Source organism: Phaeobacter sp. HF9A, assembly GCF_011806385.1.
GTDB lineage: Bacteria > Pseudomonadota > Alphaproteobacteria > Rhodobacterales > Rhodobacteraceae > Epibacterium.
In genome coordinates this window covers 1-13,180 of record NZ_JAATOX010000113.1, presented here as the reverse complement: position 1 = coordinate 13,180, position 13,180 = coordinate 1, and the positions used below count along the sequence as shown (strand labels likewise).

Annotated in this window: 14 protein-coding genes and 1 pseudogene; 6 read left to right on the top strand and 9 right to left on the bottom strand. The window is 63.7% G+C overall.

What is annotated here, in order from left to right; all coding sequences use genetic code 11:
• Window positions 1–395 precede the first annotated feature (395 nt).
• Complete coding sequence (locus HCZ87_RS16510) at window positions 396–848, bottom strand: Lrp/AsnC family transcriptional regulator (RefSeq protein ID WP_167645467.1); 453 nt, start codon at window positions 846–848, stop codon at window positions 396–398.
• A 76-nt stretch (window positions 849–924) separates the two neighbouring features.
• Between HCZ87_RS16510 and HCZ87_RS16505 the strand changes: the two genes are divergently transcribed.
• Window positions 925–1,521, top strand: coding sequence for a LysE family translocator (locus HCZ87_RS16505; protein WP_167645469.1), 597 nt, complete (start codon window positions 925–927; stop codon window positions 1,519–1,521).
• Between the two features lie 108 nt (window positions 1,522–1,629).
• Here HCZ87_RS16505 and HCZ87_RS16500 read toward each other — a convergent pair.
• Window positions 1,630–2,455: pseudogene (locus HCZ87_RS16500) on the bottom strand (GyrI-like domain-containing protein).
• Between the two features lie 192 nt (window positions 2,456–2,647).
• On the opposite strand from HCZ87_RS16500, the gene HCZ87_RS16495 reads away from it, so the two are divergent.
• A complete protein-coding gene (locus tag HCZ87_RS16495) occupies window positions 2,648–3,610 on the top strand; it encodes an acetyl-CoA carboxylase carboxyltransferase subunit alpha (RefSeq protein WP_167645465.1) in 963 nt (320 codons plus the stop codon).
• A gap of 835 nt (window positions 3,611–4,445) precedes the next feature.
• Here the strand turns inward: HCZ87_RS16495 and HCZ87_RS16490 are convergent.
• The 4 genes from HCZ87_RS16490 to HCZ87_RS16475 are packed head-to-tail and all read right to left on the bottom strand — an operon-like array spanning window position 4,446 to window position 7,545.
• Entirely contained in the window at window positions 4,446–5,498 is a 1,053-nt protein-coding gene (locus HCZ87_RS16490) for an OmpA family protein (RefSeq protein ID WP_167645463.1), read from the bottom strand.
• Window positions 5,489–6,061 carry a peroxidase-related enzyme gene (locus HCZ87_RS16485; RefSeq protein ID WP_167645461.1) on the bottom strand — a complete coding sequence of 191 codons (573 nt, stop codon included), beginning with the start codon at window positions 6,059–6,061 and terminating at the stop codon, window positions 5,489–5,491. The genes HCZ87_RS16490 and HCZ87_RS16485 overlap by 10 nt, the downstream gene beginning before the upstream one ends.
• Window positions 6,062–6,094: 33 nt before the next feature.
• Window positions 6,095–6,826 (bottom strand): GNAT family N-acetyltransferase, encoded by a 732-nt coding sequence (locus HCZ87_RS16480; RefSeq protein WP_167645459.1) that lies wholly within the window; start codon window positions 6,824–6,826, stop codon window positions 6,095–6,097.
• The gene (locus tag HCZ87_RS16475) at window positions 6,823–7,545 is read right to left on the bottom strand and encodes a molybdopterin-binding protein (RefSeq protein ID WP_167645457.1); all 723 of its coding nucleotides are present in this window, start codon (window positions 7,543–7,545) and stop codon (window positions 6,823–6,825) included. The genes HCZ87_RS16480 and HCZ87_RS16475 overlap by 4 nt, the downstream gene beginning before the upstream one ends.
• Window positions 7,546–7,667: 122 nt before the next feature.
• Between HCZ87_RS16475 and sfsA the strand changes: the two genes are divergently transcribed.
• Window positions 7,668–8,369 (top strand): DNA/RNA nuclease SfsA, encoded by a 702-nt coding sequence (gene sfsA, locus HCZ87_RS16470; protein ID WP_167645455.1) that lies wholly within the window; start codon window positions 7,668–7,670, stop codon window positions 8,367–8,369.
• Window positions 8,370–8,474: 105 nt separating this feature from the next.
• Window positions 8,475–9,290 carry a type I methionyl aminopeptidase gene (gene map, locus HCZ87_RS16465; protein WP_167645453.1) on the top strand — a complete coding sequence of 272 codons (816 nt, stop codon included), beginning with the start codon at window positions 8,475–8,477 and terminating at the stop codon, window positions 9,288–9,290.
• A 125-nt stretch (window positions 9,291–9,415) separates the two neighbouring features.
• On the opposite strand, the gene HCZ87_RS16460 is transcribed toward map, so the two are convergent.
• From HCZ87_RS16460 to HCZ87_RS16450, 3 genes are read right to left on the bottom strand one after another with little or no spacing between them, the layout of a single operon-like run.
• Window positions 9,416–10,081: an HAD family phosphatase gene (locus HCZ87_RS16460; RefSeq protein WP_167645451.1), complete on the bottom strand. Its 666-nt coding sequence runs from the start codon at window positions 10,079–10,081 to the stop codon at window positions 9,416–9,418.
• Between the two features lie 49 nt (window positions 10,082–10,130).
• Window positions 10,131–10,700, bottom strand: a complete 570-nt coding sequence (rsmD, locus tag HCZ87_RS16455; protein ID WP_167645449.1) for a 16S rRNA (guanine(966)-N(2))-methyltransferase RsmD — start codon at window positions 10,698–10,700, stop codon at window positions 10,131–10,133.
• Complete coding sequence (locus HCZ87_RS16450) at window positions 10,697–11,908, bottom strand: NAD(P)/FAD-dependent oxidoreductase (protein ID WP_167645447.1); 1,212 nt, start codon at window positions 11,906–11,908, stop codon at window positions 10,697–10,699. The genes rsmD and HCZ87_RS16450 overlap by 4 nt, the downstream gene beginning before the upstream one ends.
• 123 nt (window positions 11,909–12,031) lie before the next feature.
• On the opposite strand from HCZ87_RS16450, the gene HCZ87_RS16445 reads away from it, so the two are divergent.
• On the top strand, window positions 12,032–12,517 hold the full coding sequence (locus HCZ87_RS16445; protein ID WP_167645445.1) for a peroxiredoxin: 486 nt from the start codon (window positions 12,032–12,034) through the stop codon (window positions 12,515–12,517).
• Between the two features lie 50 nt (window positions 12,518–12,567).
• The coding region (locus HCZ87_RS16440) for a CHAD domain-containing protein (RefSeq protein WP_167645443.1) at window positions 12,568–13,180 on the top strand (613 nt) is incomplete at its 3' end.

Genomic DNA, 13,180 nt, shown 5'->3' with positions numbered 1-13,180 from the left:
AACGCCTTCCAAAAACGCTTGGCCCTGGGCGGGGTGGCGGCCCTTAGAACGCACCAACCCCGCCAGGCGCAACGCGCAGCGCAACCTCTTCCAAGGCAGCAGAAAAACCGGCCCGCCCCAAACAGGCGGTCCGTTCTATCTGTGTCTCTTGCTACGTCAGTGTCCCAGGAAAGGACATATATATTGACGTGATAAGGAGGCGACGCCGCCAGATCGGAGATGGACGGGCGTATCCGCCCGCGCGCTAAACGTTGTCTCTGCACGCTCCCGCCGGGGGAGCCGGTTCCTGGGCGACCCGGCGTGTCAGGCCAGGTCAATGATCGCGATCCCCCTCACCCTAGCCGCCCAGGGCAAAGATCCCCCTGCCAAGGCGCACGCCCGGCCCGCAACACCCCTCAGGCGCGCAGGTCCTTGGGCGAGCCCATCACCACATAGGTGGTGAGCGCCGCCACATAGGGCGAAGTGCCCAGCACATCGGTGTGAAATCTCTTGTAGCTGACCAGATCCGCACATTCGATCCGCAGAAGATATTCGATATTGCCGGTGATGTTGTGGCATTCCACCACCTCCGGCGCCGCCTGCATCGCGCGCTCGAAAGCCTCTTGCGCCTCTTTGGTGTGTTCGCTGAGACCAACGCCGATATAGGTCACAAACCCCGCGCCCATGGCGCTGCGATCCAGCACCGCGCGATAGCCGGAAATCACGCCCGCGCGCTCCAGCTCCTGCACCCGGCGCAGACAGGCGGAGGGCGACAGGCCGACACGGTCCGAGAGTTCCAGATTCGAGAGCCGCCCATCGCGGCTGAGCTCTCGCAATATATGTTGGTTTATGTCGTCAATCTTCGCCATTTGTTGCTCAATTCAGCAGAAATCGCGCAAGAACGCAATTTCATTTCCGCAAAATTCGTGGAATATGTTGCGCATGATGACCTATGATCTCCTTGCCGCGCTGGCGCTGTTTGCCTTTGTCACCGCGGCCACCCCGGGGCCGAACAATCTGATGTTGATGGCCTCTGGCGCCAATTTCGGCTTTCGTCGCACCCTGCCGCATATGCTGGGGGTGTTGTTCGGTTTTGTGTTTATGGTGATTTTGGTGGGGGCCGGGCTGGCGCAGATCTTTGAGCTGCTGCCTGTGACCTATACGCTGCTAAAGATCGGCGCCGTGGCCTATTTGCTGTTTCTGGCCTGGAAGATCGCCCATGCCGGCCCGGTGCGCGCCGGCGATGCCTCTGGCCGGCCGATGACATTTCTGCAAGCGGTGGCGTTTCAATGGGTCAATCCCAAGGCCTGGGCGATGGCGCTGACCGCCGTCAGCGCCTATGCGCCTGCGCAGAACATCTGGGCCATTTTGATGGTGGCGCTGATCTTTGGTGCCATCGACGCGCCCGTGGTGATTTCATGGACATTGATTGGCCAGCAAATGGCGCGGGTTCTGACCAGCGCCAAGCGGCTGATGCTGTTCAACTGGACCATGGCAGCGCTGCTGGTGGGCTCGCTCTACCCGGTGCTCTGGCCGCATTGATCCGCCTTTGGGTGAAGGGGAGATGCGCGCGAGCCCCCCATCGAGGGGGCCTCGCGCGCGCTTTTCCCGGCCCTGCCGGAAAAAGCCGGGCGTCTCACTGCCGGTTCTTCATTTCAATGGCAGGCAGATCTCGGTCAGAAGATCCTCGGGGGCGGTGCTGCGGGGATCGTTGAGGTAGATCTCGTAGCAGGGCGCATCGGCGGGCTCCTCGCCGGAGGTGGGCAGCCAACAGGCTGTCATAGGCGACGGAAAGCTCCGCATAGGGGCCCTTGTGGGTCAGCACCGCGGTCTTGCCACCGGGCAGATCATAGGCTTCCAGGCCATCGGGGATTTCCGCACCGCGATAGGCACCACCGGCAAAGCTGCGCAGCTCTGCCTCGGGAACCTCGCCCGGGGCATCCAGATAGACCCCGATCGAGGCGGTGATATTGGGCCAGAGATTGCGCGCGGCGCAGAGCCCGGCAAAGCGTTCAAAGGCATGGCCGATGTCCATATAGGGGCCGATATGGGGCACCACCGCGAGGCGACGGGCGGGTTCGGTGCGGATTGCGATGTCAAACATGGGAAACTCCTCTGAGCGGCGCAGCAGGGCGGCGGGCAGATCCGCCCCCTTTGCGCGAAAAGCCGCTGGCGTCAGGCCATAGGCGGCGGTGAAGGCACGTGAGAAGGACTGACGGTTGGGATAGCCCACCGCCTGGGAGATCGCCTCGATCGAGCTGTCGCCGTGAACCAGTGCCGTTGCCGCGCGGTGCAGGCGGATGCGCCGCACCGATTGGCTACAGGTTTCGCCGGTGAGCGCGCGAAACACCCGGTGCCAGTGAAACCGCGACATTGCCGCCACCTCGGCCAGTTGATCCAGGCTGAGATCCCCGGCCGGATTGTCGTAGATGTAATCCCACACCCGCAGAATCCGGGCCTCATATGCGTTGGCCATATGCTGTCTGTCCTTTGCTGTCGTGCCGCACCCGTCTTGCCAGAGGTCGATGTGACAAATCTTGCTGACTTGCCTGTGCAAAACAGTGCCCGAGGGCGGCGCGGCGAGGCAAATCCGTCAAACCGATACGGAGAGTTGCATCGGCGGCGGCGGAAGTCCATATATCGGGGGAACCGTGACAGTAGAGACAGCATGACCCAGTATCTGGAATTCGAAAAACCCCTGGCCGAAATCGAAGGCAAGGCGGAAGAGCTGCGCGCAATGGCGCGCACCAACGAAGAAATGGATGTGGACGATGAAGCCGCCGCGTTGGACAAGAAAGCCGCGCAGCTTTTGGTGGATCTCTACAAGGATCTGACGCCCTGGCGCAAATGCCAGGTGGCCCGGCACCCGGAGCGTCCCCATTGCAAGGACTACATCAAGACGCTTTTCACCGAATACACGCCGCTGGCCGGTGATCGCAATTTCGCCGATGACCTCGCGGTGATGGGCGGGCTGGCGCGGTTCAACGACCAGCCGGTGATGGTGATCGGCCACGAGAAGGGCTCTGACACCAAATCGCGCATCACCCATAACTTTGGCATGGCCCGCCCCGAAGGCTATCGCAAGGCGGTGCGGCTGATGGAGATGGCCGGGCGCTTTGGCCTGCCGGTGATCACCCTGGTCGATACCACGGGCGCCTATCCCGGCAAGGGCGCCGAGGAGCGCGGCCAGTCCGAGGCGATCGCCCGCTCCACCGAAATGTGCCTGAAGATCGGCGTGCCGCTGATCTCCGTCATCATCGGCGAGGGGGGATCGGGCGGGGCTGTGGCCTTTGCCAGCGCCAACCGCGTCGCGATGCTGGAACATTCGGTCTATTCGGTGATCTCGCCCGAGGGCTGCGCCTCGATCCTGTGGAAGGACGCCGAGAAGATGCGCGAAGCCGCCGAGGCGCTGCGCCTGACCGCGCAGGATCTGAAGGCGCTCGAGGTGGTGGATCGGGTCATCCCGGAACCCCTGGGCGGTGCGCATCGTGACCCGCAGGCCAGCTTCAGCGCCGTTGCCGCCGCGATCCGCGAGATGCTGGCGGAACTGGGCGAGATGGACGGCAAGGCGCTGATCCAGGACCGCCGCAAGAAGTTCCTCGATATCGGCTCCAAAGGGCTGGCCGCCTGAGGCCGGCACCCCGCTGTGATGTGACATCAGCGGGCGCGCGCGAGGCTCCCTCTCTGGTCTCAACCCGTGGTATGCGCCCTGCGCACGCCCCTGCCCCGCCCGCCCCTGTGGCGGGCGCCTGCGTATTGATGTGCGGCCAGCTGTGCCAGAGGTCATCCTGCCGAAGGCGCCAGAGCCAACCCTGCCCTGAAGTTCGATTTCAACCACGCAAGTGGCACCATTCAAGGCGAACAGTCTGACACGTGCTCAATCTATTATTGCAACGACCGCAGTCTTTGGGGATAAGTGCGTATTCCCAAGCTTCTGGCGCATATTGTCGAAGTATATATTTTCAGGAATACATTTATGTCTGAAACCACAGATGCACCTGGCAGCATTCAATCTCCCTATCGGCTCAACTTTGAGGACGCCTTTCACGGGGTGTTGGAACGGTGGACTTGCCCGGGTTTTGTGGAGCGCGTTTAGCTCACTTCGCGTGCCTGGCGCTCGAATGCGAATAGGGTTTCGGAAGCCGAGCGATGAATGCCAACTCACGCGCTTATAGAATCCATCGATGTATCTTGCGATGGCGTTTTCGGCCCGACGGCGACGCGCCTTGCGTAAAGGTCGAGCACGACCGCGAGCTACAGCCAGCCTCGCACAGCCAGATATGGGAAATGTCGGCTGCCCATTTCTGATCCAGCTGCTCGGCCTGGACAGCGTTCAGGGGCTGGAGGATGCGATCTTTGTGGTCTGAGCAAGCGCCCTGCCCCCTTCCCGGCGCTGCCGTAGAGGGCAGCATCGCCGCGCGCCTTTGACGCGAGGAACCGCGTGCGGGCGGCGGCGCCGGCCCCGATCAGGGCGTGACCAGCACCGCCTCCACCCGGCGGTTGGTTTCGCGCCCGGCCTGGGTGGTGTTCGGGGCCAGCGGCGCCATATAGCCCGCGCCCGCGACCTCGATCCGCGCGCCTGCGATGTCATAGCCCTGGATCAGCCGCTCGCGCACACTGGCGGCGCGGCGGCGAGAGAGGGCGATATTGCCCTCCAAACTGCCCACCGAATCGGTATGCCCCACCAGCAGTATCGTGGCGCTGGCGTTTTCTCTCAGAAAACGGGCGAGTTGCTGCAAGCTGTCAAACGGGCCCGCCCCCATCTGTGCGGAGCCGGACTCAAATTCCAGATCGAGAAGCGGCGCATGGCCCTGCAAGACCATGAGATCGGCAATCGCGCCGGTGGAGAGGGCGCCGCCTTTTTCCAGCGCATCCGCCAGCAGGCTCTGGCTCACACCGCTCGCCAATTCGGGCGCGGCCTCTTCCCCGCCCTCCTGCGCCGTTTCTGCTGCCTCATTGGTGGGGCGTCCCTCGGGCATCACCGAAAGCGCGCCCGGCGCTGGCGGGGCGTGGCGCTCCAGGAGCTGCACATAGGTGGCACCGCCAGAGCGCGAGACCAGCAGCGATACGGCGGTGCCCGACTTGGGCTGCTCTGCCGCGTAGAAGTCGTAATCCGAGAGGTTCACAACCATATCGGGGGCCGGGATCACCTCGATCCCAAAACGGAAATCAAAGCCGCCGCAGGCGCGGGCCGTACAGGCGAAGATCTCCTCAAAGCCTTGTTTTTCCAGCTCATCCCGGATTGGCGCCAGCAATTGCAGCGGGCTGAGATCCCCCGTAAAGCGCCAGCTGCGGCGAAAGATCTCCCCCTCCACCGCGCGGCTGGGCACGCTGTCGCCGCTGGCCGGACCAGTGGGCAGGAGCAAGGTCGCAAGCGGCGTGTCCTGACTGCGCAACAGCTCCCCGTCGGCGGGCAATGGCACCTCCAGCGGCGCGGCAAGTGCTGGCACCGCCAGAAGCATCAGCGCCAGACCCGCCAGGGCGCGACGCAGGCAGGACGGCGGGCGTCTCACCGACATTGGCCATGATAGTCCGGGTTGGGCACCATGGCAGAGGCACTGGCCACCCGGTTGGTCATGTTGAAGAACCCGGCGACATTGGCGATATCCCAGATGTCGCGGTCGTCAAACCCCACCTCGCGCAGGGCCTCGCGATCGGCCTCCTCGACCTCGGCGCTGGCGCGGGTGAGCTTTGCGGCGAAATCCAGCATCGCGCGCTGGCGTGCATCCAGCGGCGCCACCCGGTAGTTCATCACCAGCATCTCGCCCAGCTGCGGATCGCCCGAGAGCTGCCGCACCGCCGCGCCATGCGCCACGAGGCAGTAGAAACATTTGTTGATCGAAGAGACCACCACCGCGATCATCTCGCGCTCCAGCTTGCTGAGCTTGCTGTCGCCCAGCATCAGATCGTTATACATCGCGGTGAAGGCGTTGAGCTTTTCCACGTTGCTGGCATAGGCGCGCAGCACATTGGGCACCATGCCGAGCTTGTCCTGGCAGATGTCGAAATATTTCTGCGTTTCCGGCGGCAAGGGATCCGCCATCGGCAGGTCGAGCGCGGTTGGTTGGTCTGCTTTGGTCATTCTCGTGCCCCTCCCCAGGGCCGGTCGGTCGCTTTAGCGTTTGATACGGTAGTGATAGCCGCCAAGGCATGTCATGCCCAGCCGCTCATAGAGCGCATTGGCGCCGGTATTGGCGCGGGTGCAGATCACCACCAGCTCGGTCGCGCCCCGCTCCGCCGCCCAGAGCGCGGCCTGACGCATCATCCAGACGCCCATGCCCTTGCGCCGCTGCTGCGGCAGCACCTCCAGCGCGTGCAACATGGCGATGCCATCGTGCAGCCCCACATAGGCGGTGCCGGCGGGCTTGTCATCGGCGCGGGACAGGATGCTGGTCTTGGCGGTCGTGGCCCGCTCCATCACCGCCAGCCGCGCAGGGCCGATACCGCCTGCGGCCCAGATCTCCCTCTGGATGGCCAGAGGCGGCCAGATGCAAAAGGTGGTGACGCGGGGGATGTCAACATCCGTGAGCGTCTCTGGCGGGCAGGTCCAGAGCACCACCGGATCCATCACCTCATAGCCCAGCCGGTCGAGCTGCGCATCCAGATCGCCCTCCCCCTCGCGGATCATAAAGAGCCGGGGCTGGTCCAGTGCCAGCATTGCTGCTTCGGCCTCGGCGATCCGGGCATCCTCGACCGCCGCCTCGGCGGTGGCGGCAGAGACCCGGCTGCCACCACCGGCCCCGATCCGCAGCGTGATCGGGCCCAGAGATCTGGTTTCAACACAGGGCCAGGTGGCCTCGACCACCTGATAATATCTCGGATTGATCGGCGCTTGGGCAGGGGTCACAGCGCAAGCGCCTTTGCCAGCTCGGTGACGGCGGCATCGACCCGGGCGCCATCCGTGCCCCGGATCACCACATTGGCGCCATAAGCCCCGTTAACCTGAAACGGGTAGCAGCCGATGGACAGATCGGCATAGGCCTCGGCCAGCGCAGAGAGGGGGGCGGCGATCTCTCCCTCGCCGCGATCCACCCGCAGGGTCTGGCTCAGCAGGGGCTGGCCGCCGCTAATCGTGGCCAGGACGCTGGCCACCATGGCCTGGAACACCGATGGCACACCGGCCATCACATGCACGTTTTTCACGGTGAAACCGGGCGCGCGCGACACCGGGTTGTCGATCAATGTTGCACCGTCAGGAATCCGCGCCATGCGCAAACGGGCGGCGTTCAGCTCGGTGCCGGTGGTGGCGTAATGGGCCTCCAGAATGGCGCGGGCATCGGCGCGCACGTCGATCCCCACCCCAAAGGCCCGGGCGATGCAATCGGCGGTGATATCATCATGGGTCGGGCCGATCCCGCCGGAGGTAAAGACGTGATCCACCGCCTCGGACAGGGCCAGCACGGCGGCCACGATGGCATCGGCATCATCGCTGACCACGCGCACCTCTTTCAGGTCCACGCCGTGTTTGCTCAGCTCCCCGGCGAGATAATACATATTGGCGTCGCGGGTGCGCCCCGAGAGGATCTCATCCCCGATCACAAGCATGGCGGCGGTGGGGTTGGACATGGCGCGACTCCTGCGGTTTTTCTTGGCTGTGGCAAGAAGATAGCCTTCCGCGCCGTCGGCGCAACCTCCTTCGCCGCCGTGAGGCTTTGACAGGCGGCCAAATCTGGCGCATCACCTGCGGCATGAGATTTGCCACCCCCCTGCTCCCCGCCACGCTGATCAAACGCTACAAACGCTTTTTGGCCGATTGCCGGCTGGAGGATGGCCGCGAGATCACCGCCCATTGCGCCAATCCCGGCTCGATGATGGGTCTGGCGGAGCCGGGCATGCGGATCTGGCTGGAGCCCAATGACGATCCGAAGAAAAAGCTGAAATACGGCTGGCGGCTGGTGGAACACGCGGATGGCCATTTCACCGGCGTCGATACCTCGGTGCCCAACCGCGCCCTGAGGGTCGCGCTGGAGGCCGGAGAGATCGCGGAGCTTGCCGCCTATTCCACCGTGCGGGCAGAGGTGAAATACGACCAGAACAGCCGCATTGATTTCCTGCTGTCGGGCGCGGGGCTGCCCGATTGCTATGTAGAGGTCAAAAGCGTCACCCTGTCGCGCCAGCCCGGGCTGGCGGAGTTTCCCGACAGCGTGACGGCGCGCGGCGCCAAACACCTGCGCGCCCTGAGCGCCATGGTCGAGGCGGGGCACCGCGCGGTGATGCTCTATCTGGTGCAGCGCACCGATTGCACCCGCTTTGCGCTGGCAGATGATATCGACCCGACCTATGCAGCGGAGTTTGCCGCCGCACGGGGCAAAGGGGTCGAACGGCTGGTTTATGGAACCTCAATCACGTCGGATTATATTGCAATCGGCGGCCGGCTACGGGCGGAATAGCAGTCAATTCGCCGCGCCCTCTGGCTCTTTGGGCCGGGAGGGCTTAGATAGTCGCCGAAAACCCGCTATACTTCATTGCCCACCACCTTTGCCGGAGCACAGCCGATGAGATCCAAGAACGGCCACACCACCAAAGACGGTATCCGTATTTACGAGCAAGCCGACTATCAGGGCATGCGCGTGGCTGGCGCCCTTGCGGCGAAGATCCTGGATGACATCGCCCAGCATGTGTTCCCCGGCCAGACCACCGGCGAGATTGACCGTATCATCACCCAGATGGTGGAGGAGGCTGGCGCCACTTCGGCCACGATTGGCTACAAGGGCTATCAGCACGCCAGCTGTATCTCGATCAACCATGTGGTCTGCCATGGCATCCCCGGCGACAAGAAGCTCAAGGATGGGGATATCCTCAATATCGACGTCACCGTGATCGTGGATGGCTGGTTCGGCGACACCAGCCGCATGTATGTGGCAGGCAAATTGCCGCGCAAGGCGGAGCGGCTGATCCAGATCACCCATGATGCGCTGATGCTGGGGATCGAGGCGGTAAAACCCGGCAATACCTTTGGTGATATCGGCCATGCGATCCAGTCCTTTGCCGAGAGTCAGCGGGTGAGCGTGGTGCGGGATTTCTGCGGCCATGGGCTTGGTCAGGTGTTTCACGCGCCGCCCAACGTGCTGCATTATGGCCGTCCGGGCACCGGTCCGGTGCTGGAGGAAGGCATGTTCTTTACCATCGAGCCGATGCTGAATCTGGGCCGCCCGGAAACCAAGGTGCTGGCCGATGACTGGACCGCCGTCACCCGCGACAAATCGCTGTCGGCGCAGTTTGAACATTCCGTCGGCGTTACCGCGGATGGGGTGGAGATCTTTACCCTGTCGCCGGCGGGCCGGTTCCATCCCACCTACGACAAATCCTAGGTTCGGGCTGATTTGGTTTTGGGCTCAGGCTGAATGAGGCCTGGGCTGAGGGGCGCTGCCCCTCTGGCCCTGCGGGCCATTCACCCCGGGATATTTTCAGTTAGAAGAAATTGGCGCGCGCCGCGTCATGCCAAGCCCAAGCGGCGTGGCAGGTCATTCATATCGTGAAAGACCTCCGCGCCCTCGGCGGTGAGGGCGGCCCCGTCGTCGTGGGCGGCATAGCCAAAGCACATCATGCCTGCGCGCGCCGCGCCTTTGGCGCCGGTGTTGCTGTCCTCGATCACCACGCAATCGCGTGCAGGGACGTTGAAATGCGCGGCGGCGGCGAGGAAGATCCCCGGATCCGGCTTTGCCACTTTCAGCCGGTGGGCAGAGAACATCGCATTGGGGTGGAAGCGATCCCAGAGCCCATGCGGGCCGAGGGTGATCTGCATTTTCTCTTCGCGGCCATTGGAGACCACGCAGCAGGGGATGGCTGCGGCGTCGAGGCGGGCAATGACGTCCATCACCCCTTTGATCAGCGGCACGCCCCGGCGCAGGACGGTATAGGCCTCGGCATAGACCTCCTCGATCCAGGCCTCGGGGAGATCCGCGCCCATGGCCCTGGCCTTTTTCGCGGTATCTGACATGGACAGACCGGCGAAGGTGGACATGCTGTCCTGCGCGGTGAGCGCGAGACCATGGCGGGTGAGGTTTTCGGCCAGGCTGGCGTTGAACAGGCGCTCGCTATCGACGAGGACGCCATCGCAGTCAAAGATCACCAGGGCCGGACGTGGGTAGGTTGTGGGCATATCGAGGCCTCCGCTCAGCCATCTGTCTTGGGGGCACAGGCAGGATGCCTCACCCCGAGGTTGCTGGATCTTCTGCCAAGAGCAGCGTGATATGGGTATCGCCGTATTTGCGGGTCTCGGTGGCGTCAAAACCGGCCGGGGCCTCCATCGGGCGGCTTTCTTCCCAGACCACAAGCGCGCCCTCGGCGATCCAGCCGCCCTCCTGCGCGGCGCTCAATGCCTTTTGGCCGAGCGATTTGCCATAGGGGGGATCCATGAAGATCAGATCATAGGGCGCATCCGGGTTTGGGCCCAGCTTCAGAGCCGAGCGGCGCTGGAGCGTCGCCTGGCCTCTGACGCGGCAGATGTCGATATTCTTGGCGATCAGCCCCTGGGCAACGCGACCGTCATCGACGAAACAGACCTCTGCCGCGCCGCGCGAGAGGGCCTCCAGCCCCAATGCGCCGGTGCCGGCAAAGAGATCCAGCACCCGGGCGCCCGCGAAATCCACCCGATGCGCGAGCACGTTGAACAGGCTTTCGCGCACCCGGTCGGTGGTGGGGCGCAGATGCGCGCCCGCGTCGCCCTTGCCCACGGAGGCCAGCGCCCGCCCGCGCAAATCCCCGGCGATGATCCTCACGCTTTGAGCAGCGGTTTCAGATCCGCCTCCGGGTTGGCGACAATCTGTTTGTCGGCGGTTTTGCCATTATCAATCAGGCGCTTGGCGACCATATAGGCGCGCGGATCATTCATGGCGTCCACCGCCAGAAGCCGGTCACCCTGATAGTACCAGAAGGAGGTCGTCGCGCCCTCGCCCGCGCGGGTGACCACATTGTCATAGCCCGTGTTGAGCCCGGCGATCTGGAGTTTCACGTCATATTGGTCAGACCAGAACCAGGGCGTGGCGATATAGGGTTTACCGGCGCCGAGCATGTTTTCCGCCACGATTTCGGCTTGGTCGATGGCATTTGGCACGCTCTCCAGCCGGATGCGCCCGCCCTGAAAGGGGAAGGACGCGCAATCGCCCGCCGCCCAGATCGACGGATCAGAGGTGCGGCCCAGCGCATCGGTGGCAATGCCATTGTCGATTGTCAGCCCCGCCGCCTCGGCGAGGTCGCTTGCGGGGTTGATCCCGACCCCGACCACAACAAAATCCACCTGCAAGGCGCTGCCATCGCTGAGCAGGGCGCCGGTAACCTTGCCGCCCTCGCCTTCCAGCCGGTCGAGCCCGATGCCTTCGCGGATATCGACCCCATGCGCCTGGTGCAGGGCGCGGAAATAGTCGGAGGTCTGCTGTGCCGCGACCCGTTGCAGGATGCGCTCGGACATTTCAACCAGGGTCACCGCAACCCCGCGTTTGGCGCAGACGGCTGCGGCCTCCAGCCCGATATAGCCGCCGCCAACGATCAACGCGCGGGCGCCTTCGGTCACGGCGGGCGACATGCCGTCGATATCGGTGAGGGTGCGCACCACATGCACACCATCGAGATCGCCACCGATCGCCGCAGGCAGATAGCGGGGATCGGAGCCGGTGGTCAGCGCCAGCTGGTCATAGGAGATCAACTCATCCTGCAGGCGAATCTGTTTCTGCGCCGGATCAATCGCCTCCACCCGGGTGCCAAGTCGCAGGGTGATGTTGTTTTCAGCGTAAAAACTCTCCGGGCGCAGGAACAGGCGCTCTTTTTCCATGTCGCCCAGAAGATAGGCTTTTGACAGGGGTGGACGTTGATAGGGCAGCGCGTCTTCGGCCCCGATCAAGGTAATATCACCGTCAAATCCACTCTTGCGCAGTTTTGCCACCAGGGATGCCCCTGCCTGACCTGCACCGATCACCGCGATATGAGTCATGTCCCCTCTTGCCTCCAGACACAGTTCTTTTAACCTTTGCGGCGGACCCTACATGCAGGGCCCGCCATGACGCAATTGCCCAAAGCCGTCATGGCGCCATTTGAGGAACATAAAGGATCACCGATGATTTCCGTTGGAGACAAGCTGCCCGCCGCCACCCTGACCCGCATGGGGGAGACTGGCCCCGAAGCGGTTGAGATTGCAGATCTGACCAAGGGGCGCAAAGTGGCGATCTTTGCGGTGCCGGGGGCCTTTACCCCGACCTGCCATTCCGCCCATGTGCCGAGCTTTATCCGCACGAAGGATCAATTTGACGCCAAGGGCGTCGATGAAATCGTCTGCATCGCGGGCAATGATCCCTTTGTGATGGCCGCCTGGGGCGAGGCCACCGGCGCCACCGCCGCCGGGATTTCCATGCTGGCGGATGCGGAATGCAGCTTTACCGATGCGATCGGCATGCGCTTTGACGCACCGCCCGCCGGTTTGATTGGCCGCTCCAAGCGTTATGCCATGCTGGTCGAGGATGGTGAGGTAAAAATCCTGCACCTTGAAGAAAGTCCGGGCACCTGCGAAGTGTCTGGTGGCGAAGCCCTGCTGGATGCGCTGTAATCCAAGCGAACCCCGATCCGCCAGAACGGCCAAAGCATCAGACGAAGATTATGACCAACGCGCATAGCTCTGCGACCCACCCCGCCGCCATCATGGCGGCGGTATTGGATGAAATCGACACCGCCCGCGCCTTTGTGGCGCGCGACAATGCGTTTGACAGCGCCCAGGCCCTGCGCGTGGCGCTGCGGCGATTGCGCAGTGCTCTGACGCTGTTCCGGCCGATCCTGCCCAACGATCACAACAAGGCGCTGCTGGAGGAGGCCCGCTGGCTGAGCGCCGAGGTCACCCGGCTGCGGGATTTCTATCTGCTCTGGCAGGACACGCTGACGCCCGCGCGCGTGGCGCTGCCAGACAACACCGCCCTGCAAGCGCTGGAAACCCGGGTGCTGGCGCGCATCGACCAGGAGCGCGAGGCACTGCGGGCCTTGCTGGACGGCGCGCGCGTGACAGAGATGACAACGCGCTGCCGCGAGATGACAGAGCCCGGATTCTGGCGCCCGGCGGCGGGAGATCAGCAAAAGCTTGAACACCTGTGCCACGAAACGCTGGAGCTGCGGCTCAATCAGGCGCTCAAGCACGGCGAGACCCTGAAACGGCTGGACAGCCATGCCCGCGACAGTTTCCGCAAGAGCCTGCGCAAGCTGCGGGCGACGGCGGAATTCA